The organism is Clostridium algidicarnis (genome assembly GCF_000703125.1).
Taxonomy (GTDB): domain Bacteria; phylum Bacillota; class Clostridia; order Clostridiales; family Clostridiaceae; genus Clostridium_L; species Clostridium_L algidicarnis.
Genome location: NZ_JNLN01000001.1, coordinates 182,992 through 208,416 on the forward strand (window position 1 = coordinate 182,992; position 25,425 = coordinate 208,416).

The window sequence follows — 25,425 nt, forward strand, 5'->3', positions numbered from 1 at the left end:
TATTTATTCTAGAAATCATGAAAATATAATTTATATAATACTTTCTTTAAACTTTTTAATTTTCTTTAGTTCTTTTTTAAAATAATCATATCTTTTGTTTTATTACCCCTATCAAAAAAATCTTTAACTATTCTCATTTCTTTAAAGCCTAGGTTCTTCCAAAACCTTATTCCATCATAATTATCTTTTATTGTAACTGAGCAAATCTCATCTATATTCATTTTTTCTTTACTGTATTCTATTAATTTAGTAATTATTTTAGTTCCAATACCTTTATTTCTATGCTTTTTATCTATTAAAAAATACCATATTATAAATTGATTTATATCTTTAAATTCAAATCTTCCTTTAAAGATACCTATTATCTTTTTATCTTTAGTTATTTTTAAGAAAATTTCATTTTCACTTATATAATATTCTAAAAATCTTTCTAACATTTCTTCAAAAGTTATTCCTTTATTCTCAAAATCCTTATCCATATCCTTTTGAGAATTTAGCCATTGTCTAACATCTATCAGATCTTCTTTATTAATATCGCTTATAACAACATCATCTATAGCCGTTTTAAAATTAAACATACATTTCGCTGATAACATTTATACAAAAGAATATACATCTTTCAATGTATATTTCGCTAAATATTATGCAACCATTCACCTCCTTAAAATACCTATAATAATATTAATTCTACAAAAATATAGATTTACCTTTATATAACTTTTATATAAAGGTAGTTTTAAGTACTTAATCTTAACATTCCTTACTTATATATTTACTTTTATTTAATATAGTATAGTACAACATTTTATTTATAAATTTAATATGTTATTATAGTAGGTAATATTAATAAGGGGTGTGAGACTATGATTGAAATTAGTAACAGTAAAAAATATTCAAATATTTTAATATTTAAATTTCAAAACTACAATCTAGATTATCCTGAAAATATAAAAGAAATATTAAGCTTTTCAAAAAATACTGGTAATTATAAAGAAATTGAATGTATAAATACACTTGGAAAAAGTAGTTATGACAATATTTATATAGTAGGTCTTGGACTTACTGAGGAATATAATAATTCAAAACTTTTCCATGGTCTAGGTAACTTTATTTTAAATTTTAAAAACAAACTTGAAAATATAGATATATTAGATAATTTCACTGAAGATGTAGGATACACCTTAGGGGAATCCATTGCATTATCTCTTTATAAATATGAAGGTATAAAATCCAAAAGCGACACTATTAAATTATCTAATATTAATTTAATTTCAGATTTTGAGTCTTCCATAATTAAGGGTTATGAAGTTGGTACTTCAATTAATCTTTCAAGAAATCTTTCTAATATGCCTTCTAATATTGTTACCCCTAAATATTTGGTGACAACTTCTCAAAGCATAGCAAAAAAACACAACCTTGATATAGAAATAATAGATAAGTTTAAATTAGAACAAATGGGCATGGGTGGCATACTTTCAGTAGCTAAAGGAAGTACAAATGACCCAAGTCTTATAGTTATGCAATATTTAGGTGACAAAGATAGTAAAGATATATTTGCTATCGTCGGTAAAGGTGTTACCTTCGATGCTGGTGGTATAACTTTAAAACCTGGTAAGGGCATGGAGAAAATGATTTATGATATGGTAGGGGGCTCTATAGCTATTGGGCTTATGGATGCCATAGGAAAGATTAAGCCTAAGAAAAATATTATGGCTTTAATACCTGTTGTTGAAAATATGCCTTCTAGTAAAGCCTTTAAACCTGGTGATGTTATAACAACTTACAGCGGTAAAACTGTAGAAATAATATCTACGGACGCCGAAGGAAGAATGGTGCTTTGTGATGCTATAACTTATGCTAAAGAATTAGGCGCGAATTTTATAATTGATATTGCAACGCTTACAGGTTCTTGTGCTAATTTTTTAGGTGACACAAATTTAGGCCTTTTTACAAATTCTAACGAACTCGCCTTTACGCTTACAAAGTCTGGAAGAGAAGTAGATGAATATCTATGGAGATTCCCAAGTAATGAAGAATACTTAGATCAATTAAAAACAGCTAATGCTGATATAAAAAATAGTGGAACAAATTGCGGTGCTATTGTAGCTAGTAAGTTTTTAGAGTACTTTGCTGAAGATGTATCCTTTGCCCACTTAGATATAGCTGGCTTTATGTATAATACCAAAACTACAGGTGCCTATGATAAAGGCGCTACTTGTATTCCTTTTAGAACTTTGTTAAACTTTTTGACTAAAGAATAATAGGGGTTGATTAATTTGCTTACTATGAAAAATGTAACTTATAAAGATAAGGATAAAAATAATATAATAATAGATAATTTTAGTCTGAATGTAAATGAAAAGGATTATATATCAATAGTTGGACCTTCAGGTAGTGGAAAGAGCACTATTTTAAAATTATTTAGTCATCTTATATCTCAAACTTCAGGTACTATTGAATTTAAAGGTAAAGATTACCTAGACTATTCCCCTTATGAATTAAGACGACAGATAACTTATTGTTTCCAAAACCCTATACTTTTTGGTGATACAGTAATGGATAATTTAAAATTTCCTTACATTACAAGGAAGAAAACCCTAGACAAAGATAGAATCAAATACCTTCTCAAAATATTTGATCTTCCAGATTCAATATTAGACAAGGATATTCATAAACTTTCCGGTGGAGAAAAACAAAGAATAGCACTTATTAGAGGCATCTTGTTTAAACCAGAAGTTTTACTTTTAGATGAGGTAACCTCTGCCTTAGATGAAAAGAATACAAAAATAGTTGAATCTGTTGTAAATAAATTAAACTCAGAAGGTATGACTATACTTTGGGTAACACACAATATAGAACAAAGTAAAAAATATGCTAATAAACTTCTTTCCGTAGAAGGTGGTAAATTAAAAAATTTAGAGGTGATAAAATGAATGCGGAAAACGCGTTAAATATTTATTCGCTTTTAATAGCTTCTTCTTTAGTAATTGTATCTATATTTATATCATATTCACAAAAACTCAAATTAGAAAAAGAGATTATAATAGGTGTTATTAGAGCTGTGATTCAGTTAACATTAGTAGGTTATGTTTTAAACTATGTGTTTGGTCTTAAAAGTTATGCTTTTACAACTTTATTAATGTTATTTATGATATTTAATGCCTCCATGAATGCCAGAAAAAGAGGAAGTAACATCCATAATGTCTTGCTTATCTCTTTTGTTTCCATAGGAGCTGGTACTATTATAACCTTAGGTGTTTTAGTATTATCTAAATCTATAAAGTATGAGCCTTACTCTGTAATCCCTGTATCAGGAATGGTTATCGGTAATGCCATGGTAGCTATTAGTCTTTGTTACAAACAATTAAATATTAACTTTAAAAATTATAGAGATGAAATTGAAACCAAACTATCATTAGGTGCAGAAATATTACCATCCTCTATGCATATTATAAGGGATGCTATGAAAACAGGTATGATACCCACTATAGATTCTACAAAAACTCTTGGGATAGTTTCTCTTCCGGGTATGATGACTGGTCTTATACTAGCCGGGACTCCTCCAATTGAATCTATAAAATTTCAAATAATGGTTACATTCATGTTACTTGCAACAACTTCAATTTCTGCATTTTTAGCTTGTTTTATGTCCTACAGATCATTTTTTAACAATCGGAAACAATTATCTCTATAAAAAAAGTACTGTCTTTCATTTTTGAAGACAGTACTTTTTATTTATAATAACTATATCTAAATAAAATATCATGAAGTTCTATTTCTTTTCAGATAGCTTATTTATATCTTTACTTTTATTAAAAGCCAAGGTAGATAACAATGTGGCTGATAAAACTATTAAAGAAGGCACTATAAACTTAGCTGAGAGTGGGTTTAATATGTTTTCTCCCATATATGAATAACACACAGTCTCTGGTATAACACCTAATACGGATGCTAGTATAAAAGATTTATATTTTATTTTTGTAAGTCCACTGGTATAGCTTAATGGATCATATGGTAGTACAGGTGGAAGTCTTAACAAAAATAATATCTTAAACCCGTCTTTCTCCATATTGTTATTAAAATTTAATGCTCGCCCTTTTAATATCTTGTCCACAAAATCTTTTCCTAAAAATCTTGAAAGATAAAAAGCTAGTGTACCTGATAAGAAAAACCCAATCATATTTACCATAAAGCCTTTAACTGGACCAAATACTATTCCAGCTGCGATAGAAAACATGGCTGACGGTAATACTAAAACTAATGGCTTTAGAGCAAATATTAATATAAAACAAACAAATGCATATTTCCCATAACCTCTAACATAATTAATAAAGTTTCCGAGGCAAATAAATTGTCTTAGTCTATTTCTATTAATAAACACAAAAATTAAAAAAGCTACTATGAACAATCCTATCAATAACCGTTCTCTATTTTTTTTATTCATATCAATTCTACCTCTTCATTTTTAAACTTCTTTATTATCTTATCACATTAACATAAAAAAAATACAAATATATTAAAAAAATAAATATATATTTGTTGCAAATTAAAACTTAGTATTTAAGTAGATGTTTGTCCATTTTAAATACTAAGCAATTTTTTTAATATTATATTATCATATTTAAAGTATTTACTTTAACGATGTATGGAATCTACCATTATACTTCTACGCTCTTATAGGATTATTTTGTATATTCCTTAATATATTGCATATTTTATTAACATTATAATTGTATACTATATTTTCTTCTTCTATAATAAATGACTTTTTTAAAAGCTTAATATCCTTTAATTCTATCTCATATGTAGAATTAAAAATTTCTTCATAGCTTTTTCTATTATCGCTATTTAATATTAATAAATCTTCTTGCATAGTACTCATCATTTCAAAATAAATATATAATTTCTTAGTTTCTTTCATAAATTCCTTATAATCATCTATTAGCTCTAATCCTTCAGTTATAGAAGAAACCTCTTCATCGTGCATTTTTATGCTGTTTTCTAAAGCATCTATATAATGTTTAAACTCATTTAAATTAAACTCTATAGGATTTAATATTGCACTTTTACATAAATTAAACAGTTCATCTTTTAAACTTTTATAAGATATAACTACATTTTCATGTATCTTAGGAGGTGCAATAGTATAATTAACTACTAAAGATACAACTATACCTATTATGGTATCCAAGGTTCTATATATACTATATTCCAAAGGACTTCTTCCATTTAGGCTTATAAATATAACACAAAATACAGTACAAGATGTTGCGATGGATTTGTCCCATTTAAAATAGTTACATATAGTTATTATTATAACTATTCCAATACCTACAAGCAATATATTGCCTGGAGCTATGAGGGACATTACAAGCCCTACCAAAGCTCCTACAATAGTTCCTTTTATTCTATTTAATCCTGATTTATATGAATTAGATACAGTGCTACCCATAGTTATAATAGCCGCAATACAAGCATAAAGTGCATTGTTTATTGGGAATATTCTAGAAATAAGAATGCATATAGAAACTGATAAGGCAGTTTTTATAGTTCTCATGCCTATTTTCATAGATTACCACCGCCATTAATTTTTATTATCTTTCTTCTCCTACTACAATAGGGTTCTCATCGTAGCTTATCCAATCACTCCAACTACCTCCATAAAGTTTAGCTTTAATACCTAGTTCATCTAAAATCATTACACTTACAGAACCTGTAATCCCAGATCCACAGTGTACTATTATAGTTTCCTTTTCCTTTAAGCCCTTTAATAATTCCTTTAATTCCTCTTTTGGCTTAACCTTAAAATCATTAAAATTATCTTTCCAAAAATAGTTTTTAGCCCCTGGGATATGCCCTGCTTTTTTATCCACTGGTTCAACATCGCCTAAATACCTTTTTTCTTCTCTAACATCCATTATAAAAACAGTATCTAGATTATCTTTTACATATTGCATATCACAATACATATCATCTTTTATATTTAAGGATAAATTTCCTACAGTTCTATCACTATTAATAGTTTGTTTTTGTTCTAAAGGAAGATTTCTATCTTTCCATGCCTTTATGCCTTCTTCTAATATATATACATTTTCTTTCCCAATATACTTAAATATCCACCAAAGTCTTGATGCTGCAGCTAAATCTCCATCATCATATATAATAACATCTATATCATCATCTACAAACTTTTTATTCATATCTTCTGTGAAGTTTTTTAAATTTGGAAGAGGGTGTCTTCCTCCATGCTCTTTGACTTCCCCTGTTAATTCAGTTTCTAAATCTACATATATAGCTCCCTTTATGTGTCCTTCATTAAATGCCTTTTTACCATATTCTTTATCACTTAAATTAAATCTACAATCTAAAAGCACAAATTCTTTATCATCCTTTATGTTTAAGAAGTCCTCGAGTTTCATTAAATTTTTCATAGTGCGCCTCCCTCTTTTTATTAAAATACTTTATCATATTATATCATAACCATAATATATAAAAAAGAGATATAAAAATGCTTACTTTTACACATTTCTACTTTTTTATAGTAATTATAATCATTAATATATTATTACCTAAAAAGCCTTCAAATATGTTAATTTGAAGGCTTTCAATATATTTATTCATTAAATTTTTTAGAAGTCTTAAAGTAAAGATTCTCCCTCTTCCCAGTTAGCTGGACACATTCCACCAGTTTGAAGTGCTTTTAATACTCTAATTGTCTCATCTACGTTTCTACCTACATTAAGGTCATGAACTACTTGATATTTTACTTCTCCATCTGGATCTATTATAAATAATCCTCTTAATGAAATAGCTTCTTCTTCTACAAATACTCCATAATCTTTAGCTACTCCATATTTTTTATCAGAAGCCATTGGGAAGTTAATTTGTCCAAGTCCTCCATTAGCTTTATCTTGTTTTATCCAAGCTTGATGAGAATATTCACTATCACAACTTACAGTTAAAAGTTCTGCTCCAAGCTTCTTAAAATCTTCAGCCCTATCACTAAAAGCAGTTATTTCTGTTGGACACACAAAAGTGAAATCTAGTGGATAGAAGAACATAACTAACCATTTACCTTTGTAATCCTCTGATTTGATTTCTAAAAAGTCGCTTCCGTCACCCTTTACTGCATTCATTTTAAAACAAGGTGCTGGTTTACCTACTAATCTTTCCATTATAAAATCCTCCTCTAATATGTTTATTTTAATATTTTTGTTTGTTTTTAATATTTTTATTATATTTAAGTTTCCAATTAAATTTTAGGTCTATTAATTATTATTTAAAGCAGCATCTACTGCATATTTATTAAATCCTAGTATTATTTCTCCATTTATATCAAGTACAGGTACCGATTGTTGACCTGACTTTTCTATCATTTCTTGTCTTTTTTCTTTATCTTCTCCTACATTGATATCTTCATACTCAATATTTTTCATATCAAAGTAGCTTTTTGCCTTTTTACAATAAGGACAATTTGGAGTAGTGTATATTTTAACCATTACTTTTCCTCCTTTTATTTACTATATATCTTTCAGCCATAAGAGCTGCAACTGTACCGTCTGCATTAGCTGTTGTAAGTTGCCTAAATAGCTTTTCTCTTACATCTCCTGCAACAAAAACTCCTTCTACATTTGTTTCTGTAGTTTCTCCTGCTTTTATATAGCCCCACTTGTCTATATCAACTTGGTTTTCAAACATCTTTGTTTTTGGTATCATTCCAATATAAACAAAAATGCCATCAGTTTTAATTTTACTTGTCTTTTTAGTTTTTAAATTTTCTACTAATACCTCTTCTAGTTTGTCCTCACCATATGCATGTCTTATTTCAGAATCCCAAACCATAGTTACCTTTGGATGGTTTAATACTTCGTATTGTAAGTTTTTTTCTGCTTGAAGATTATCAAATTGATGAACTATAGTTATAGTTTTAGCATATCTAGATAAAAATAGTGCACCTTCTATGGCTGAATTTCCTCCACCCACAACAATGATATCCTTATCTTCATACATTTCTCCATCACATAGCTCACAGTGGTGAATTCCATTTCCATGGTAGGTTGCTTCTTCTGGTATAGGTAGTGGTCTATACTGAGATCCTGTAGAAATTATTACTGTTTCAGCTTTATAAATAAAACTGTCAGTTTCTATAATCTTTTCATTATCTTTAAGACTCACCTTTACTATATTATCAAATTCATCTATAGTAGCACCTGCATTTAATGCCTGTTCATAAAACTTATCTACAAGTTCTTGACCACTTATAATTTTAAAGCCAGGATAGTTCTCAACAGAATATGTAGATCTTATTTGGCCTCCTATAAGTTCATCTTCAAGGACTATAAAGTTTAGTTTCATTCTAGCCGCATATATTGCAGCTGTAAGTCCTGCTGGTCCTGATCCTATTATTACTAAGTCTATATATTTTTCTTCTTTATTCATCCGCAACACCACTTTACTTTTATCGTTGTAATAACTACTAACTAATAGTTATTATTGTTTGGTATGTATTTATAATAGTCCATCCACATTATTTTGTCAAGCTTCAAACTATAAATTTATAATATTTGTTTATCTTTTTTGTCCACATTTTTATGTAATTAATTAAAATTTCTTAAAAATATATAAAGCTAAATTTCAAATATGTTTTTTTGAAATTTAGCTTTATTAATTAATCTTTAAATAATTTTAAATATTCCCCATAACCTTCACTTTCAAGATCCTCTTTAGGAATGAATCTTAAAGCTGCACTGTTTATACAATATCTAAGTCCACCCTTTTCTATGGGTCCATCTGTAAACACGTGACCTAAATGCGAATCTGCCTCTTTACTTCTTACTTCAATTCTATTCATACCGTGGCTTAAATCTTTCTCTTCCTTCACATACCCTTCTTCTAATGGTTTTGAAAAGCTAGGCCAACCACAACTAGACTTAAATTTATCAAAAGAAGTAAAAATGGGCTCTCCAGAAACTATATCCACATATATGCCTTCCTCTTCATGATTAAAAAATTTATTCCTAAATGCTGGCTCTGTTCCGTTTTCTTGCGTTACTTTATATTCTGTAGAGGATAATTCCTTTAATATTTTATCTTTATCATCTTTTAAAAACTTATTTGTCATAAATCATTCTCCTTTTTTATATCCATTTTTGAATATTCTGATTTGTTGAATATAAATTAAAAAAAAAGAGGTTTAAAAACCTCTTTTTACTTATAATTTCATTTGTATTTATAATCCGAAATACCGTTGCCCTAATTTTGACACCTATCTATCCGATAGGTGGGTGTCCTCAATATTGTTTCAAAAACCTTGCCTAGGTGAATGTCATACATTAGGACTTATAAGTCAAATTCACAATTATATTTTAAACTCCCATTTTAATGATGTAGGTTCAAAATAAGAGCTTCACAAATACCTCAGATTGATCTTGGTTTAAATATATCACTTATGAACATTTCAGTCAATATCTTTTTTTAGATTTACCTTTGCTTTATTTTTCTTCCATTCCCTTAATATTATCATCTATAAACTTTTCCGCTAATTTTTTATACATATTTGAGGTGTTTATTAGCGAAATTATCATGAATAAAGATGTAAGATAATCTCTATCCTTTTCCTCAAAATTACTTTTTACTATGTTAGAACTTATTATTTCTAACTTTTTATATAAATCTTCATTTACTAAAAGTGTTTCTTCCTTTTTTATATTTAAAAATATATCATAAAAATCTTTAATAGGTATACTTTCTTTTTTGTCTTCTAATTTTTCAATTAGTGGAGTCAGCGTCTTTTTAATATCTCCTATTGCTAAACTTTGTTTTAAATTATATATTAATATTAGTAAAATTATATGTTCTCTACTATATTTTTTGTTCTTAACCCCCATTAAAAGCTTATCTTTAACGTAATTATTTATCATGGTTTTAGTTAAAATCTTATCTTTTTCGTTTCTTTTATATCCTTTGAGACTGTTTTCAAATATACTAATAACTTGATCCATATAAAGATCTATTGATGGTATATCTTGAAATTTAACCTCTTCTTCAAAGTTCATACTATTAAGTAGTTTATCTAAACTCTCTTTATCCACAATTCTACTCCAATCTATGAAAACTACATAGTTTAAAAATTAAAACTATTTGAATTCATATTCATGTTTTATATTTTATATGTTATTAGTATTTTCTATAAAATGCAAGTCATATATAATTTTAATATTTTTATTTTTAAATACATTATTTCACTTTACATTTGTATATAATCAGTTGTATAATGCTCATATAGCATTACATAGTTTTCATAACTAAGTATACTAGTATTGATTCTAAGGAGTGGTGTGAATGGATAAAAAATTTAGAGATCCAATAAGTGGTTTTAGTCACTTATTTGGAGCAATAGTCTCTTTGGTGGGATTAATTGCAATGATTATTAAGTATGCAAGGGTTGGATATTCAAGCAACCTCGTGCTAGTTTCTTCTATAATATTTGGATTAAGTCTTATTTTTCTATATACTGCAAGCTCAGTATACCATCTCGTAATAGCTTCAGATGGAGTTACAAAAGTTTTGAGAAAACTTGATCATTCTATGATATTTGTTTTAATAGCTGGGACTTACACACCTATATGTTTAATAGCTCTTCAAGGGTACTGGAGATGGGGAGTTTTTATATCAATTTGGTCTTTAGCTATACTTGGAGTTTTATTAAAAATATTTTGGTTTAATAGCCCAAGAATGCTTTCTACAGCCTTTTATATATTTATGGGTTGGATCTTAGTCGCAGCACTTAGACCTTTATCTAAGGTACTTCCTATAGCAGCGTTTGTATGGCTATTTGTAGGTGGAGTGTTTTATACTATAGGCGGCATTATCTATGCCCTAAAAGCACCTAATATATCTAAAAAGTTCGGGTTTCATGAACTATTTCATATATTTGTTTTACTAGGAAGCTTTAGTCACTTTATATTAGTATATAATTATATAATGTAACTTGATTATCGTATTATTGGAACTTAAAAATCTCAATACATCAATTAGATATCATTCCAAGTTAACGTATTGATATTTATAATAAATTTAAAACCGTAAGTATTATCAAAATATTGATAATACTTACGGTTTATTTTGGTGCGAAAGACGGGACTTGAACCCGTACAGTTTCCCACACGCACCTCAAGCGTGCGCGTCTGCCATTCCGCCACTCTCGCGCATTCATTTACTTATCATATTATATCAGCATTAATTAATATAATCAATAATGTTTTTTAAACATTATTGATTATATTAAATTTAAATTCAGTTTTAGTCTACTTTTAATTCCAAAAACCTTTTACCCTATTATAATTAAGTATATTTATAAATTCACTATATAGCTTATCTACCTTTTAAGATAAAAGCATGGTATCACTTAAATCATTACTAGAGGCCACATTTTTAAATTCTTCTATAAGATCACTTACCTGAAGTTTTAATTTAAAATCTTCTTCTAAGTCTTTTACTATAGCTCCCTTATGCATTAATATTAGTCTATTTCCAAAGGTTATTGCATGACTTAAATTATGGGTTACCATAATAGTTGTAATACCTTTATCTTTAACTATATTTTCAGTAATATTTATTATATTTTCTGAAGTATTAGGATCTAACGCTGCTGTATGTTCATCTAATAACAGTACATCAGGGCTCACCATAGTTGCCATTAGTAGTGACAAGGCTTGCCTTTGCCCCCCTGAAAGGCTTCCAACCTTTGTATGTAGTTTGTTTTCAAGGCCCATATTTAATATAGAAAGTTCATCTTTAAAGTATTTTTCTGTATCTTTTTTTATGCAAAATTTAAGGCCAAACCTCTTTCCTTTATTATTACATATAGATAAATTCTCCATTATACTCATAGAAGGTGATGTACCCTTCGCTGGGTTTTGGTATACTCTTCCTATAAATTTAGATCTTTTATAATCCTCATAATTAGTTATATTTTCTTTATTTAACTTTATTGTACCTTCATCTGCTATTATATTTCCTGAAATCAAATTCAATAAGGTAGATTTACCTGCCCCATTACTTCCAACTACTGATACAAAATCTCCCTTTTTTATATCCAGATTAAAATCTTCAAATATACTGATTTCATTTATGCTTCCTTTATTAAAACTTTTACTTATAGACTTTAAACTAAGCATTTTTTTCTCCTCCTACCATTACAAGTCCTTTAATATTTTTAAAGATGCTCTTATTATTTAAACTTATTGCCATTACTACTATAAATGCTGTTATAAGCTTTAAATCTGTTGGTGGTAGTCCCATTTTAAGTACTAATCCAATACTTAATTTATACATTATTGATCCAACTATTACCTTAGTTGTAGCTGTTATCTTACTTTCTTTTTTAATAAATGATTGTCCCATTATTATAGAGGCTAAAGCCATAACTACAGTTCCATTTCCCATAGAAATATCTGAAAATCTTTGATATTGTGCCATTATAGCTCCTGAAAAAGCAACTATGCCATTAGATATCATAAGAGCTAATATCCTTACTTTAGAACTGTTTATTCCAAGGGAAGTTATTAAAGTTTCATTGTCTCCAGCACCTTTTATTGCATATCCTATATGAGTTTTAAAAAATAAATCTAACATAACTTTTGTAATAACTACAAACATAGTAATTATTATTAAAGGACTTTTATCTAAAAATATATTTTTATTATTAAATATAGCTACGTTTGCCTTTCCCATTATTCTTAAATTTATTGAATATAATCCTATCATTACAAGTATTCCTGATAAAAGATTAGTTATTTTTAGTCTTTCATGAAGTACTCCTGTAATAAGTCCTGCTAAAGCTCCCGCTATTATTGAAGCTAGAAGTGTTATAAACGGATTTATACCTTTAAATATCATAATAGTTGATACTGAAGCTCCTAGTGTGAAGGTACCATCTACCGAAAGATCTGGAAAGTCTAATATAGTATAAGTTATATAAACTCCTAATGCTGCAATACCAAATATAAATCCTTGTTCTAAAATACTAATTAAAAACTCCATATTATTGTACCTCCTCTACTATAACTGCTTTATCTAATATATCTTTTGGTATATCTATATTAAGCTTCCTACATACTTGTTCATTTATAACTATTTGAGTATCTTTAAGTTCCTCTACCTTCATAGTCTTTATATCTTTTCCTTCTAAAACCTCTGCTGCCATAACTCCAGATTGGAATCCTAGATTATAGTAGCTTATGCCATCCGTAGCTAAAGCTCCAGACTTAACATGAGCTTCTTCTGCTCCAAATATAGGCTTATTCTTACTAGAAAATTTTGAATAGATAAGTGGCATAGAAGATGCTACAAGGTTGTCTGTTGGTATATACAAAGCATCTACAGTGTTTACTATAGAATCTAATGCCTGTGATAACTCATTTGTATTATTTATTCCAACTTGAACTATTTCTAAATCATATTTTGGTGCTATATCCTTCATATTACTTATTTGAACCTCTGAATTAAGTTCACTTGTATTATATATAACTCCCACCTTTTTAGCCTTTGGAATTAAAGTTTTCAAAAGTTCAAGTTGCTTTGAAATAGGAACCATGTCCGATGTTCCTGCTACATTATTATTCATATCTTCTTTTGATTTCACTATCCCAGAAGAAACTATATCGGTTATGGCTGTAACTATAATAGGTGTAGTTTTTGTGTTATTATAGGCTGTTTGCGCCGAAGGTGTACCTATTGCAAATATAAGATCTTTTTTTAAAGCTCCAAATCTTTGAGCTATCATTTGTGATGTAGCAATATCCCCTTGTGAATTTTGTATTTCTATATCTACATTTTCTCCACTCACAAGACCTTTAGAATTCAATCCTTCAATAAAACCTTCCCTTGAAAGGTCCAATGCAGGATGCTCTGCTATTTGTGATATACCTATCTTATATTTTATTGTACTAGTCTCTGATTTTACAGGTTTTATTAAGCCCCACATAAATACTAATAACATTGAAATAATTAAAATTAAAAATACATTTACCTTTTTTACTACCATACTACCATTCTCCTTTTTATATATTATCTTATATTAAAAAAAGCCTCTCCAAAAAGGAGAGGCTTAATAAACCAAAAATATTTTAACACAAAAAATACCTTACTTTATTAAGATAAAAGTTTTCTCCTACTATTCTACCATTCTACATTGCTTTTATTTTCACTATATTAATTTATTTCCAATTATTTCTATACTACTTAATTTAATATTTCTTCTTCTTCTTCGTTGTTTCCTACTATACTACTTAATCACCTTTATTATATAAAGATTTATTTTTTATGTCAAATCTTACTTACAGCTTTATGTTATAAAATAGGAATGGATCTATGACCAAGTCCTATAACCACTTCATTTAGATGTAACAAACCTATACTTAAAAATATGCATACACTTAAATGTTCACCAGATCTTGCGATACCTATTTTACCTCCTACATTAAGTCCATTTGCCTTTGATGATATTTGAATTATGGCCTCTCTTGTAGCTCCTGCAACTGCACCCTCATGTACATGACAATCCTTTATTATACCTGTTCTCTTAGATGCCACTAAAGCTCTTTCAATTATTTTAGGTATAGATGAGGTTATATTACCTCCAATATCTACTGCTACTGCTAATATTTCTTCTTTATTAAAGTCTTTTATAAGACCTTCCTCTTCACTTCTTGAGGATATGGCCATTTTTACTGAAGCCTTTGCTATATCAAGACTACTATATTCTCTCATGAGTTTCCTCCTAATATCTTTTATGTATATTACTTATATATAAATTTATATATATTATAATTTACTTTAACCTTTTTTATATATTTATCGGTCTCTTTAAATGGTATATAACTTAAATTTTCACCATCTTTAGAGTATCTTTCATCTTTGAGCCACTTTTGCACATGACCTCTACCACCATTGTAAGAAGCTAAAACCAAATCTATATCTCCATTAAATTCTTCTTTTAAATTATCTAAATACCAACATCCCATTTTTATATTAAATTCAGGATCTTTTAAGCTTTCTACATTAAAATCTTTTATATCCATCTTTTCAGCTGCCCACTTTGAAGTATCTTCCGTTATCTGCATAAGTCCTACTGCATCTTTATTAGATCTTACTTCTTTTCTAAAACCACTTTCTGTCTTTATAATTGCAGCAACCATAAGAGGATCTAAGCTATATTCCTCACTATAATGTTCTATAAAATTTCTATATTTATATGGGTAAATAAAACCTTTTATTGTATAAAAAAAGCTAACTAAAACTACAAAAATTATACTTATAGTGTATGCAATTTTAAAACCCTTATTTTTCATACTCGCCCCCTGGTATATTAATTATTTAGCATTTTAATTAAACTTATTAATTCATGGACCTCTTCTTTTGTAGATTCTATGCTATCACTATTATCAATAATAAAATCTACATATTTCTTTTTCTTTTCTAAGTTCATTTGAGAATTTATTCTATCCATAGCTTCTTCCCTTGTAAAGTTATTTCTATTTATTAATCTTTTTATTTGTTCCTGGCTATTTGTCCACACCAAGATTATATAATCCACATAATCTTGCATATTATTTTCTATAAGTGTTGGTGCATCTAAAATTACTACTTTTTCACCTTTTTTTTCATATTCATCGAAAAGTTCTTTAATTCTATCTTTTATTAAAGGTATTATAATATTCTCGTATTTTACTCTTTCTTTACTATATTTAAATATATAATTTCCAAACTCTCTTCGTTTTAAGGCACCATCTTCATAAAAAAATGTTTCACTAAAGGTTCGCTTTAACTCATCCGTAAGTGAAGGATATAGTGTAAATACTTCTATTGATACAATATCTGCATCAATAAAAGCAAATCCTTCCTCTTTAAGCATAGATGATACAGTACTTTTGCCCGTTGCTATGCCTCCTGTAAGTCCAATCTTCAGCATGATGGTGCCTCCTTTAATATTATTTATTACCTAAATCACCAGTTACTTTTAAATTATATATTATTTATTTTGCTTCATACCATGTTTCACCTATATTTATATCTACTTCTAATTTTACGGAAAGGTCTAATACTTCTTCCATTTCTCTTTTAACTAGATCTTTAACCTCTTCTAATTCGTCATTATAAACATTTAAAATAAGTTCATCATGAACTTGAAGTATTAGTGTGCTTTTCATATCTCTTTTATATAATTCTTTTTGTACATTTACCATGGCAAGTTTTATTATATCTGCAGCTGTACCCTGTATAGGTGCATTCATAGCAAGTCTTTCTCCTGATGCTCTAACTATCATGTTAGATGCATTTGCCTCTGGTATATACCTTCTTCTATTTAAAAGAGTCGTTACATATCCATGCTTTTTAGCCGTAACAACTATATCTTCCATGTAATTTTTAACCTTAGGATATCTTTCAAAATAAGCATCCATATACTGCTTTGCTTCTTTTCTTGAAATCTTTAAATCCTTTGCTAGGCTAAAGTCACTTATTCCATATACTATACCAAAGTTTACTGCTTTAGCTCTACCTCTTAAAAGTGGTGTTACCTCTTCCATAGGAGTATTAAATACTTCTGATGCTGTCTTTGTATGTATATCACTATGCTCATTAAAAGCGGAAATTAAATTTTCATCTCCAGAAATATGGGCAAGCACTCTAAGTTCTATTTGTGAATAGTCTGCGGATAATATAACAGAATCTTCACTCTCGGATACAAATACCTTCCGTATTTCTCTACCCATCTCATACTTTATAGGTATATTTTGAAGATTAGGTTCTGTACTAGATAGTCTACCTGTTGTAGTAACTGTTTGATTGAAACTTGAATGTATTTTGTCATCACTGTCAATTACTGATTTTAATCCTTCTACATAGGTTGAATATATTTTTGCTAATTGCCTATGGTAAGTTATTTTATTAATAATAGGATGTTTTTCTGATAAAGCTTCTAAGACCTCAGCGTTAGTTGAATACCCAGTTTTTGTCCTTTTTATAACAGGTAAATCTAACTTCTCAAAAAGTATCTTTCCTAGCTGTTTTGGTGAATTTATATTAAACTCTTCCTCTGAAAACTCATATATCTCCTTTTGAACCTTATCTAATTCTAATTTGAATTTTTCACCTAGCTTATCTAACATATCTCTATTTATTCTAAAGCCTTCTTCTTCCATATGAGATAAAACCTTAGTTAAAGGAAGTTCCATCTCATATAAAAGGCTTTCCATATTAAATTCTTCTATCTTTGCTTTAAGCACCTCATAAAGTTCTACCATAAGTCTATTTTCATGAGCCTTTAACGCTTCGCCTTCACCCTTTACTTCTCTACCTAGATATTCATTTATAAGTTCTTGTAGACTTTGTTGCCCTTTTGATGAATCTATAATATAATTTGCTATTTTAACATCAAAGATTATACCTTCGAGTGTTATACCTATTTTTCTAAAGGAAGTGTATGCATTCTTAGCATCATAACAAATCTTTTTTATATTATTATCTTCCATAAATTCTTTTAGAATTAAAATTGTGTTTTCTCTATCCTTTTCTAAAAGATTACTAAGCTTTATAACAAAATCTTTATCTTCAAAATCTATATATATACTTTCTATAGCTATATTTGAATATAATTCTTGGCCTATTATATCAAAGCTCATATATAAAGCCTTATTTTCCTTTGAACCTTTTATATTATTTTTTAAAGCTTTAAGAGCCTCTATCTCCTCAATTACATCATATTCATCAAAAGGAGTTTCATCTTTATCTTCTTCATTTTTAGGAAGTCTATCTATTAATGTTTTAAATTGAAGCTTAAAAAATAGTTTCTTTAATCCTAAAATATCATATTCTTCTTTAGACCTTATGGAATCTAGATCCATTTCTATTGGTACATCTGTTTTTATTGTAGCAAGTTTTTTACTAAATAATGCTTGCTCACTGTATTCATATAAGTTTTCTTTGATTTTCTTACCTTTTATTTCTTCTATATTTTGAAGTACTGATTCTACACTACCATAAGTTTGTATAAGCTTGTAGGCTGTTTTTTCTCCTATGCCAGGAACCCCTGGTATATTGTCAGATTTATCTCCCATAAGTCCCTTTACATCTATAAATTCTGTAGGAGTTACCCCAAAATCTTCTATCATTCTATCTTTATCGTATATTTCTTTCTCTGTTATACCTTTTTTAGTTATTATAACTTTTACATTATCTGTGGCTAGTTGAAGAGCATCTCTATCTCCTGTAACTATGTAAACTTCAATGCCTTTACTTTCAGCATAAACAGCAAGAGTTCCTATAAGATCATCTGCCTCAAAGCCATCTATTTCCATAATATCTATAGCCATAAGAGAAAGTAACTCTTTTATCAAAGGAAACTGCTCAAAAAGTTCTGGTGGCATACTTTTTCTTCCAGCCTTATACTCTTTATATTCTTTATGTCTAAATGTAGGAGCCTTCCTATCAAAGGTAGCTACCACGTAATCTGCCTTTATTTCTTCTTGAATTTTAAATAGCATTGAAGTAAACCCAAATACTGCATTAGTATGAATTCCTTCACTGTTAGTAAGTGGAGGTAATGCATAAAAGGCTCTATTCATAAGGCTATTCGAATCTAGTATTAATAATTTTTCCATGTTCATCCTCCATCTTCATAATAAAATTTTTCATGATAACATTTAAATTAAGCGTACTTTATAAATATTAAATAATAATTAATTTGTTTTAATACTTAAGTAGTTCACTTCTATATCTTTCAATGTTTTCCTTTAGCTCATTAAAATCATCACTAGGAAACTTTTTTAAAATTTCATCTAATATATGAAATGCACATACATTTTCAAGTACTATGCAAGCTGGAACTACAGCGGATATATCCGACCTTTCATAACGACTAGTTACATTTTCTTTCTTTATTACATCTACAGAATTCAGTCCCTTTTTTACAGATGGTATAGGCTTTATTACAGCATACATTTCTATGTTTTCTCCATTAGAAATTCCCGCTTCTATACCTCCACAATTGTTGCTTGCTCTTTTTAAAGTTCCCTCTTCAAAATATGCTTCATCATTATATATACTTCCTATTAAAGGTAGGTCTAAAGTTTTTCCAAAAGACACAGCTTTTACTGCTTGAACAGACATAATTGCCATGGATAATATGCCATCTAATTTCCTATCCCAATTAGAATAGCTTCCAATCCCAATTGGAACGCCCTTTATCCCTATATAAACCCTGCCTCCAATAGTATCTCCCTCTTCTTTGCACATATCTATAGTTGACTTCATGCCATCCTCAATATGCTTATTATAGCATCGCATTGAGCTCTCCTCTATAATGCTATAATTTTCATCATTAAAAAGATCTATATTCTGGTCATAAAATTCTCCTAGACTATAAACCTTACTTCTAATATCGATACCTATATCTAATAGCATTTGTTTACATAGAGCACCTACAGCGCACCTTATAGCTGTCTCTCTTGCAGAGGTTCTCTCAATGCTATCTCTCATATCACCGGTTTTATACTTATGAAATCCTACTAAATCACCATGTCCCGGTCTAGCAACTCCTATTCTTTCTTCAGGTTTTACATCATTTTCAAAGTATTCTCTCCAATTTTCATAGTCTTTATTCTTAATTATAAAAGTTATAGGGTTACCTGTGGTCTTATTTCCTCTAAGTCCCGACCAAACATCAACCTTATCTCTTTCTATCTTCATTCGCTTTCCTCTTCCGTACCCTTGTTGTCTTCTTTTTAACTCATTGTCTATATAATCTATATCTACTTCATAATTAGATGGAATACCTTCTAAAACTGCAATCAATGCCTTTCCATGAGATTCCCCACCATCCAAAAATCTAAGGGGCATATTAATCACTCCCATTTAGTCTATCTAATATATTTTAAAATATCTTTATTATTCTACGCTCTACCTTATAAGAATAAACTGATTTAATTATATCATATTTAATTTAAACTGTATTAAAATTGGCCTTAAATTTACATTTAATAAACAAGTTCCTCTAGTATTAACCAATTATTCAACAAATATTAAAGAGTTCTAAACCCTTGGTTTAAAACTCTTTAATGTCTTTTAAAATATACTTAAATCTAATTCATCAGATAACTCCTTTAATATTTTAATACCTCCTACGCTATTTCCTTTTTCATCTAAGGATGGTCCATATACTCCAATGCCCATTCTTCTTGGCACTGATGCTAATATGCCTCCACCAACACCACTTTTTGCTGGTATACCTATACCTACTGCAAATTCACCTGAAGCATCATACATACCACAGGTAACCATTATAGTTTTAACTATACGGCTTACCTCTCTTGATATTACCTTCTCTCCACTCCAGGGTAAGACACCATCATTTGCTAACATTGACCCTATTCTTGCAATATCCCTACAATTGCATTCTATAGAACATTGTTTAAAGTAAACATCTAAAATAGACTCTACATCGCCATCTAATAATCCATTACTTTTCATAAAATAAGCTAAAGCTCTATTTCTATTACCTGTAGCCTTTTCAGATCTGTAAACCTCTTCATTTATGGAAATAAATTTATTTCCTGTGATTTTTCTTGTGAATGATAATATGTTTTCTATCTTTTCTTCATCTGTATCACCCGATATTAAGGCTGTGGTTGCAATAGCACCAGCATTTATCATAGGATTGAAGGGTCTTTCTGGGTGTTTAACCTCAAGACTTGTTATAGAATTAAAACTATCTCCTGTAGGTTCCATTCCAACTTTAGAAAATACTGACTTTTTTCCATTATCTAATATAGCCAAAATTAGAGCTATTACCTTAGACATACTTTGCATAGTAAAATTCTTTTCAGCATCTCCTGCCATAAACTCCTTACCATCTAATCTAACTACGCACACACCTAAATCTTCTTTATTAGCTTTACCAAGTTCTGGTATGTACGAAGCAACAGTTCCTTCTTTTGTATAAATCTTATTACTTTCTATTATACCCCTTAATAAATTTTGCATATCTTGTCCCCTTATAATCTGCAAAAACTTTAGTTTATATTTTAATATATTTCGCCTCTATTTTTTCAGATCTCTCTATATTTAAAATAATATTTCACATACAATCTTAATATATATTCTTTTAAGGTTTATTACAATAGATATTTAGTATTCTTATTCAAAACTTTATAAACTTTTATGTTAAGAGTAATTTATTTTCTATGTAATTTTATTTCTTAATAACTTTATTATAATTGTTTATTATCCTTATTCATATTTTCTCATTACAATACTTAAGCAAAAACAGTTGCATTCTAAAAAAAAATATGCTATGATAAACTCTGTTAGATATGCCGAAGTGGTGAAACTGGCAGACGCAACGGACTCAAAATCCGTCGGTAGTGATACCATGCGGGTTCGATTCCCGCCTCCGGCACCAAATCAGCAAATAAAACCCTTAACCCGTTGAAACTACTAGGTTTCAAGGTTAAGGGTTTTTATTTTATCCCTTTTATAACACAACCATAACCCAACCCAAAAAAGTTCAGTTTTATTTATTTTTATACTATAACTTTTTCATCCTAGTTACTATTGGATCTGCCATTGTTCCAACAACTATTTGTACATTATTTGTACCTATTTTCATAATACCGCTTATACCCATCTTCTTTAATTTTATTTCATCTAATTTTGAAGTATCTTTTAGAGTTACTCTTATCCTTGTTATGCAAGCATCCAAAGAATCAATATTCTCCTTACCTCCTATCGATGCCAATATATTTAAAGCCTTTTCCTCTAAGCTTAAATTATTTAAAGGTGCATCTTCTTCTATATCATCTTCTCTACCCGGAGTTTTAAGGTCAAACTTCTTAATAAAGAATACAAATACGAAGTAATATATAACTGCAAATATAAGCCCTACAAATAAAATGCTTAATGGTTTTGTTGCTTTACCCCAGTTTATGAAAAAGTCAGTAGCACCTGCTGAAAAAGCGAATCCATTACGCATTCCAAAAGCATTAGTAATTGCTAAAGCAGCCCCTGTTAATAGTGCATGTACTCCATATAACATTGGTGATAAAAACATAAATGCAAATTCTATTGGTTCTGTAATGCCAGTTAAAAAAGATGTTATTGCAAGACTTATTAACATACCTGCAACTACCTTTTTCTTTTCCTTTTTAGCTGTGGTAATCATAGCTAAACAAGCAGCTGGAAGTCCAAACATCATGATAGGGAAAAATCCTGTTAAATATGCACCAGCTGTTGGATCTCCTGCTAAAAATCTATTATAATCTCCCATGACTACCTTACCAGCTTCAGTTGTAAAGGATCCTAGTTGCTGCCAAAAGACAGTATTTACTATATGATGCAATCCAAAAGGAATTAACAACCTATTAAAGAATCCAAATCCGAATGCACCAGCAGGCCCTGTTTGAGCCATAAAGTTAGCAAAGCTATCTAATCCTTTTTGAATAGGAGGCCATATAAACCCTAGTACAATTCCAATAATTATAAATACAAACAAGCTAATAAGTGGTATGAGCCTATTTCCGTTAATAAGTTTTAACTTATTAGAAAGTTTTATATCCTTAAACTTGTTATAACATAATCCTGCTGTTATACCTGCAATAATACCTCCAAAAACGCCCATGTTAATAGTTTTATTAAAACTAAGAGCTACTCCATTTATAACAAAATATCCAATAAGTGCTGAAATAGCAGCAATTCCATTATTCTCCTTGGCAAACCCTGTTGCTATTCCTAATGCGAAAATAATAGGTAGATTATCAAATACCGCTGCTCCAGCCTTCATAATCCAAGGTATATTTAATAAGTCAGCATCACCAAATCTAAGTAATAATGCTGCTGCTGGTAATACTGCTATTGGTATCATTAATGACTTACCTAGTTTTTGTAAAAAGCCTAAAACTTTATCTTTACTTTTTGCCATCTTTTATCCCTCCATTTTATTTGTAAATAGACTTAATAAATCCTCTTAAAAATTAAGGCCAGATAAATCCTGTTATAAGTCCTAAAACTAATCCTACAAAAGATGTAACTATTGGCACAAATCTCTTTCCTCCAAAGAACCCCAAGATTTGTGGTAGTTTAATATCTTTATATTTATTATATAAAAGACCAGCTGCTAATCCTGATGCTATACATGCAAATACTTGCATAGATGCATTAATATCTATATTTATAGTTTTAGCAACACTAGTTAATACAAAATAACCAACAACAGCGGATATAGCTGCAACCCCGTTATTACCTTCAGCAATACCTACAGCAATACTTGCAGCAAATATAATTCCTAGGTTTTTTAATATTGCGACACCTATCTCTTTAATCCAAGGAATATTTAATACACTTGCATCACCAATCTTAAATAATATTGCAGCTACTGGTAATACTATAATTGGTGCAATTAAAACTTTCATCACACTAGTAAATAACTCTTGCAAATTATTTTTACTATTTTCCATCTTTACCCCTCCATTTTATTTTTATAAATTAATACACCATTTGTGAAAATCATAATCATTAACTTAAATGTGCAATGATATTCGAAATATTCTTGATATTTAACGTATCTTTTCTCCACCTCCTTTTTTTTAACATGGTAGTGACATTTAACCTTAAAATTAAATAAAAAAAGCCGAAAAGGATTAGAATTCTAATTCCTTTTCAGCTTTTGCCCTATTATTAATAGGTTACACGCTAATAAACGATTTCACATAAGTATATTTAATTATTAATATAATTATATAATATAAATATAGCTTTGTCAATATATGACTCTACCTCTAATATATCCTATAAGTCTAATTACAACCGTTGCAACTTGACTGCTTTAACCTTTCAATGTGCATTGCTAGATAAGCTATCTCATCCTCTGTTATATCTATATAAAGTTGCTCTTCAATTATTTTAGCAGATTTTCTTGCGATTTTATAAGAAGATTTGTATTGTTTTTTAATAGCTGAAATAAGCTCGTTTTTAATAGGCTTATTATTTAAAAACCGTTCTATTGCAAACCTTATATGAGTTACAAATCTTGCATAATCTAAAGATCTTTTATCTATTTTTATGTCCATTTCTTCTTCCAAAAACTCTACAACACTATTGCATACAAAATTATATTTTATGGTGTTAGATAATTTGCCATTATTTCTTGCGGAATGTATGTGTAATGCTATAAATCCTACCTCTCCATCAGGTATTTTTATTTTTGTTGCTTTTTCAATAATAATAGTTGCCTTTTTTGCAATATCAAATTCTGTTTTATAAAGTATTTCTGTTTCTGAAAGAAAAGGGTTTTCTATTTCTTCATTGCCTTCTAACCTCTTAAGAGCGAATAATATGTGATCCGTTAGTGATATGTGTATCTTTTCATCTAATTCTTCTGAAAGTTCATTAGATATCATGACTATTACCTCTTCACTTAACGCAATTATTTCTTTATCTGCATAATTTATTAATTGTTTAAAGTTATCATAATTAGTTTTATCTTCTATAGTAAAAATCTTTTCTACCTTTTCACCTGAATTTATTATATCGCCAGTCTTCTTTCCAAAACCTATGCCTTTTCTAAATAGAATCTTTTCAATATCATTTTCATTTACTAATAATACATTGTTATTAAAGACCTTTACAACCTTACATTGATGGCAAATATAACTATTCATTGGAAATCCTCCATTCTCACAATAAATATATTTTATTATTCCATAGGATTAAAAGCTGACATTACTATTTCATCATAGTACTTTCCATCTTTAAATACCTCATCTTTTAGAATTCCTTCTACTTTGAATCCACATTTTTCATAACTTTTTTGAGCTCTCACATTAAAGGAAAAAGTACTAAGTCTTATCTTATGGATATTCATATCCTTAAAGATAAAATTCATTAAAACTTTCATAGCATCAGTTCCATAGCCTTTTCCTAAGTAATCTTTATCTCCAATCATAATTCCAACTAAGGCTACACGTGTCAGCCAATTAACATTTTGTATATTGCAACCACCAATATACATCTTTGTTTTTATATCCTCTATTGCAAAGTTATACTCCCCACTTTTATCTGCTTTTTGCGATTTTACCCACTTTTCCTCTTCCCAAAGGGTAATTGGAAATGAGACATCTGTATCATAAAACTTTTTAAGCTCCTTATCATTAACAAATGACGTTACTTTTTCAATATCTTCTTCTTTATATGCTCTTAAACAAACCTTTTCCCCATAGTACATTTTTTATTATCTCCTTTTCCATGCAATTAATGTAAATAAATAAGAAATACTCCTATTTTGAAATACTTTATATACTATTATATCACTTACCCTTATACTTTCTAGTTAATTTTAAAAATCAAGTACCTACCTTATATTCATCCTATATA

The 25,425-nt window shown here is 28.9% G+C and carries 26 protein-coding genes, 2 tRNA genes and 1 other RNA gene; 5 read left to right on the plus strand and 24 right to left on the minus strand.

Features of this window, described 5'->3' with window-relative positions:
* Positions 1 to 65: 65 nt before the first annotated feature.
* Complete coding sequence (locus BV55_RS15000; protein ID WP_185162290.1) at positions 66 to 578, minus strand: GNAT family N-acetyltransferase; 513 nt, start codon at positions 576 to 578, stop codon at positions 66 to 68.
* Between the two features lie 285 nt (positions 579 to 863).
* On the opposite strand from BV55_RS15000, the gene BV55_RS0100875 reads away from it, so the two are divergent.
* From BV55_RS0100875 to BV55_RS0100885, 3 genes are read left to right on the plus strand one after another with little or no spacing between them, the layout of a single operon-like run.
* On the plus strand, positions 864 to 2,261 hold the full coding sequence (locus BV55_RS0100875) for a leucyl aminopeptidase family protein (protein ID WP_051652350.1): 1,398 nt from the start codon (positions 864 to 866) through the stop codon (positions 2,259 to 2,261).
* A 24-nt stretch (positions 2,262 to 2,285) separates the two neighbouring features.
* Positions 2,286 to 2,933 (plus strand): ABC transporter ATP-binding protein, encoded by a 648-nt coding sequence (locus BV55_RS0100880; protein ID WP_084170583.1) that lies wholly within the window; start codon positions 2,286 to 2,288, stop codon positions 2,931 to 2,933.
* Positions 2,930 to 3,694, plus strand: coding sequence for an ABC transporter permease (locus tag BV55_RS0100885; protein ID WP_029450818.1), 765 nt, complete (start codon positions 2,930 to 2,932; stop codon positions 3,692 to 3,694). Before BV55_RS0100880 ends, BV55_RS0100885 begins: the two co-directional genes overlap by 4 nt.
* 78 nt (positions 3,695 to 3,772) lie before the next feature.
* On the opposite strand, the gene BV55_RS0100890 is transcribed toward BV55_RS0100885, so the two are convergent.
* From BV55_RS0100890 to BV55_RS0100930, 9 genes are all read right to left on the minus strand, one after another.
* The gene (locus BV55_RS0100890) at positions 3,773 to 4,444 is read right to left on the minus strand and encodes a TVP38/TMEM64 family protein (RefSeq protein WP_029450819.1); all 672 of its coding nucleotides are present in this window, start codon (positions 4,442 to 4,444) and stop codon (positions 3,773 to 3,775) included.
* Between the two features lie 222 nt (positions 4,445 to 4,666).
* Positions 4,667 to 5,569: an FUSC family protein gene (locus BV55_RS0100895; protein ID WP_051652351.1), complete on the minus strand. Its 903-nt coding sequence runs from the start codon at positions 5,567 to 5,569 to the stop codon at positions 4,667 to 4,669.
* Between the two features lie 25 nt (positions 5,570 to 5,594).
* Entirely contained in the window at positions 5,595 to 6,431 is an 837-nt protein-coding gene (locus tag BV55_RS0100900) for a sulfurtransferase (RefSeq protein WP_029450821.1), read from the minus strand.
* Between the two features lie 207 nt (positions 6,432 to 6,638).
* Positions 6,639 to 7,175 (minus strand): peroxiredoxin, encoded by a 537-nt coding sequence (locus BV55_RS0100910; protein WP_029450822.1) that lies wholly within the window; start codon positions 7,173 to 7,175, stop codon positions 6,639 to 6,641.
* Between the two features lie 93 nt (positions 7,176 to 7,268).
* Positions 7,269 to 7,499: a glutaredoxin family protein gene (locus tag BV55_RS0100915; RefSeq protein WP_029450823.1), complete on the minus strand. Its 231-nt coding sequence runs from the start codon at positions 7,497 to 7,499 to the stop codon at positions 7,269 to 7,271.
* A complete protein-coding gene (locus BV55_RS0100920; RefSeq protein WP_029450824.1) occupies positions 7,492 to 8,439 on the minus strand; it encodes an NAD(P)/FAD-dependent oxidoreductase in 948 nt (315 codons plus the stop codon). Before BV55_RS0100920 ends, BV55_RS0100915 begins: the two co-directional genes overlap by 8 nt.
* Positions 8,440 to 8,668: 229 nt before the next feature.
* Positions 8,669 to 9,121, minus strand: coding sequence for a peptide-methionine (R)-S-oxide reductase MsrB (msrB, locus tag BV55_RS0100925; RefSeq protein WP_029450825.1), 453 nt, complete (start codon positions 9,119 to 9,121; stop codon positions 8,669 to 8,671).
* A 108-nt stretch (positions 9,122 to 9,229) separates the two neighbouring features.
* Positions 9,230 to 9,427, minus strand: a non-coding RNA gene (gene ssrS / locus BV55_RS15210) — 6S RNA.
* Positions 9,428 to 9,491: 64 nt separating this feature from the next.
* On the minus strand, positions 9,492 to 10,091 hold the full coding sequence (locus tag BV55_RS0100930) for a DUF1836 domain-containing protein (RefSeq protein WP_029450826.1): 600 nt from the start codon (positions 10,089 to 10,091) through the stop codon (positions 9,492 to 9,494).
* 250 nt (positions 10,092 to 10,341) lie between these two features.
* Between BV55_RS0100930 and trhA the strand changes: the two genes are divergently transcribed.
* The gene (gene trhA / locus BV55_RS0100935) at positions 10,342 to 10,989 is read left to right on the plus strand and encodes a PAQR family membrane homeostasis protein TrhA (protein WP_029450827.1); all 648 of its coding nucleotides are present in this window, start codon (positions 10,342 to 10,344) and stop codon (positions 10,987 to 10,989) included.
* A gap of 136 nt (positions 10,990 to 11,125) precedes the next feature.
* Here the strand turns inward: trhA and BV55_RS0100940 are convergent.
* From BV55_RS0100940 to glsA, 10 genes are all read right to left on the minus strand, one after another.
* Positions 11,126 to 11,207: transfer RNA gene (locus BV55_RS0100940), tRNA-Leu, on the minus strand.
* 177 nt (positions 11,208 to 11,384) lie between these two features.
* A complete protein-coding gene (locus BV55_RS0100945; RefSeq protein ID WP_029450828.1) occupies positions 11,385 to 12,179 on the minus strand; it encodes an ABC transporter ATP-binding protein in 795 nt (264 codons plus the stop codon).
* Complete coding sequence (locus BV55_RS0100950; protein ID WP_029450829.1) at positions 12,172 to 13,044, minus strand: ABC transporter permease; 873 nt, start codon at positions 13,042 to 13,044, stop codon at positions 12,172 to 12,174. The genes BV55_RS0100945 and BV55_RS0100950 overlap by 8 nt, the downstream gene beginning before the upstream one ends.
* Before the next feature lies 1 nt (position 13,045).
* Positions 13,046 to 14,047 carry an ABC transporter substrate-binding protein gene (locus tag BV55_RS0100955; protein ID WP_029450830.1) on the minus strand — a complete coding sequence of 334 codons (1,002 nt, stop codon included), beginning with the start codon at positions 14,045 to 14,047 and terminating at the stop codon, positions 13,046 to 13,048.
* Between the two features lie 305 nt (positions 14,048 to 14,352).
* Complete coding sequence (locus BV55_RS0100960; protein ID WP_029450831.1) at positions 14,353 to 14,772, minus strand: HutP family protein; 420 nt, start codon at positions 14,770 to 14,772, stop codon at positions 14,353 to 14,355.
* Positions 14,773 to 14,801: 29 nt separating this feature from the next.
* Entirely contained in the window at positions 14,802 to 15,353 is a 552-nt protein-coding gene (locus BV55_RS0100965; RefSeq protein WP_029450832.1) for a lytic transglycosylase domain-containing protein, read from the minus strand.
* Between the two features lie 17 nt (positions 15,354 to 15,370).
* Complete coding sequence (gene coaE / locus BV55_RS0100970) at positions 15,371 to 15,973, minus strand: dephospho-CoA kinase (RefSeq protein ID WP_029450833.1); 603 nt, start codon at positions 15,971 to 15,973, stop codon at positions 15,371 to 15,373.
* Between the two features lie 64 nt (positions 15,974 to 16,037).
* Positions 16,038 to 18,668 (minus strand): DNA polymerase I, encoded by a 2,631-nt coding sequence (gene polA / locus BV55_RS0100975; protein WP_029450834.1) that lies wholly within the window; start codon positions 18,666 to 18,668, stop codon positions 16,038 to 16,040.
* An 82-nt stretch (positions 18,669 to 18,750) separates the two neighbouring features.
* The gene (gene aroC, locus BV55_RS0100980) at positions 18,751 to 19,899 is read right to left on the minus strand and encodes a chorismate synthase (RefSeq protein WP_035794200.1); all 1,149 of its coding nucleotides are present in this window, start codon (positions 19,897 to 19,899) and stop codon (positions 18,751 to 18,753) included.
* Positions 19,900 to 20,124: 225 nt separating this feature from the next.
* On the minus strand, positions 20,125 to 21,042 hold the full coding sequence (glsA, locus tag BV55_RS0100985) for a glutaminase A (protein ID WP_029450838.1): 918 nt from the start codon (positions 21,040 to 21,042) through the stop codon (positions 20,125 to 20,127).
* Between the two features lie 331 nt (positions 21,043 to 21,373).
* Here glsA and BV55_RS0100990 point away from each other — a divergent pair.
* Positions 21,374 to 21,460 (plus strand) — tRNA-Leu (locus BV55_RS0100990).
* A gap of 126 nt (positions 21,461 to 21,586) precedes the next feature.
* Here BV55_RS0100990 and BV55_RS0100995 read toward each other — a convergent pair.
* The 4 genes from BV55_RS0100995 to BV55_RS0101010 all read right to left on the minus strand — a co-directional run bounded on the left by BV55_RS0100995 (position 21,587) and on the right by BV55_RS0101010 (position 25,276).
* Complete coding sequence (locus BV55_RS0100995) at positions 21,587 to 22,975, minus strand: PTS transporter subunit EIIC (RefSeq protein WP_029450840.1); 1,389 nt, start codon at positions 22,973 to 22,975, stop codon at positions 21,587 to 21,589.
* 52 nt (positions 22,976 to 23,027) lie between these two features.
* The gene (locus tag BV55_RS0101000) at positions 23,028 to 23,510 is read right to left on the minus strand and encodes a PTS transporter subunit EIIC (RefSeq protein WP_051652352.1); all 483 of its coding nucleotides are present in this window, start codon (positions 23,508 to 23,510) and stop codon (positions 23,028 to 23,030) included.
* A gap of 339 nt (positions 23,511 to 23,849) precedes the next feature.
* On the minus strand, positions 23,850 to 24,713 hold the full coding sequence (gene glcT, locus BV55_RS0101005) for a glucose PTS transporter transcription antiterminator GlcT (RefSeq protein WP_029450844.1): 864 nt from the start codon (positions 24,711 to 24,713) through the stop codon (positions 23,850 to 23,852).
* A 35-nt stretch (positions 24,714 to 24,748) separates the two neighbouring features.
* Positions 24,749 to 25,276 (minus strand): GNAT family N-acetyltransferase, encoded by a 528-nt coding sequence (locus BV55_RS0101010; RefSeq protein ID WP_029450845.1) that lies wholly within the window; start codon positions 25,274 to 25,276, stop codon positions 24,749 to 24,751.
* Positions 25,277 to 25,425: the final 149 nt, after the last annotated feature.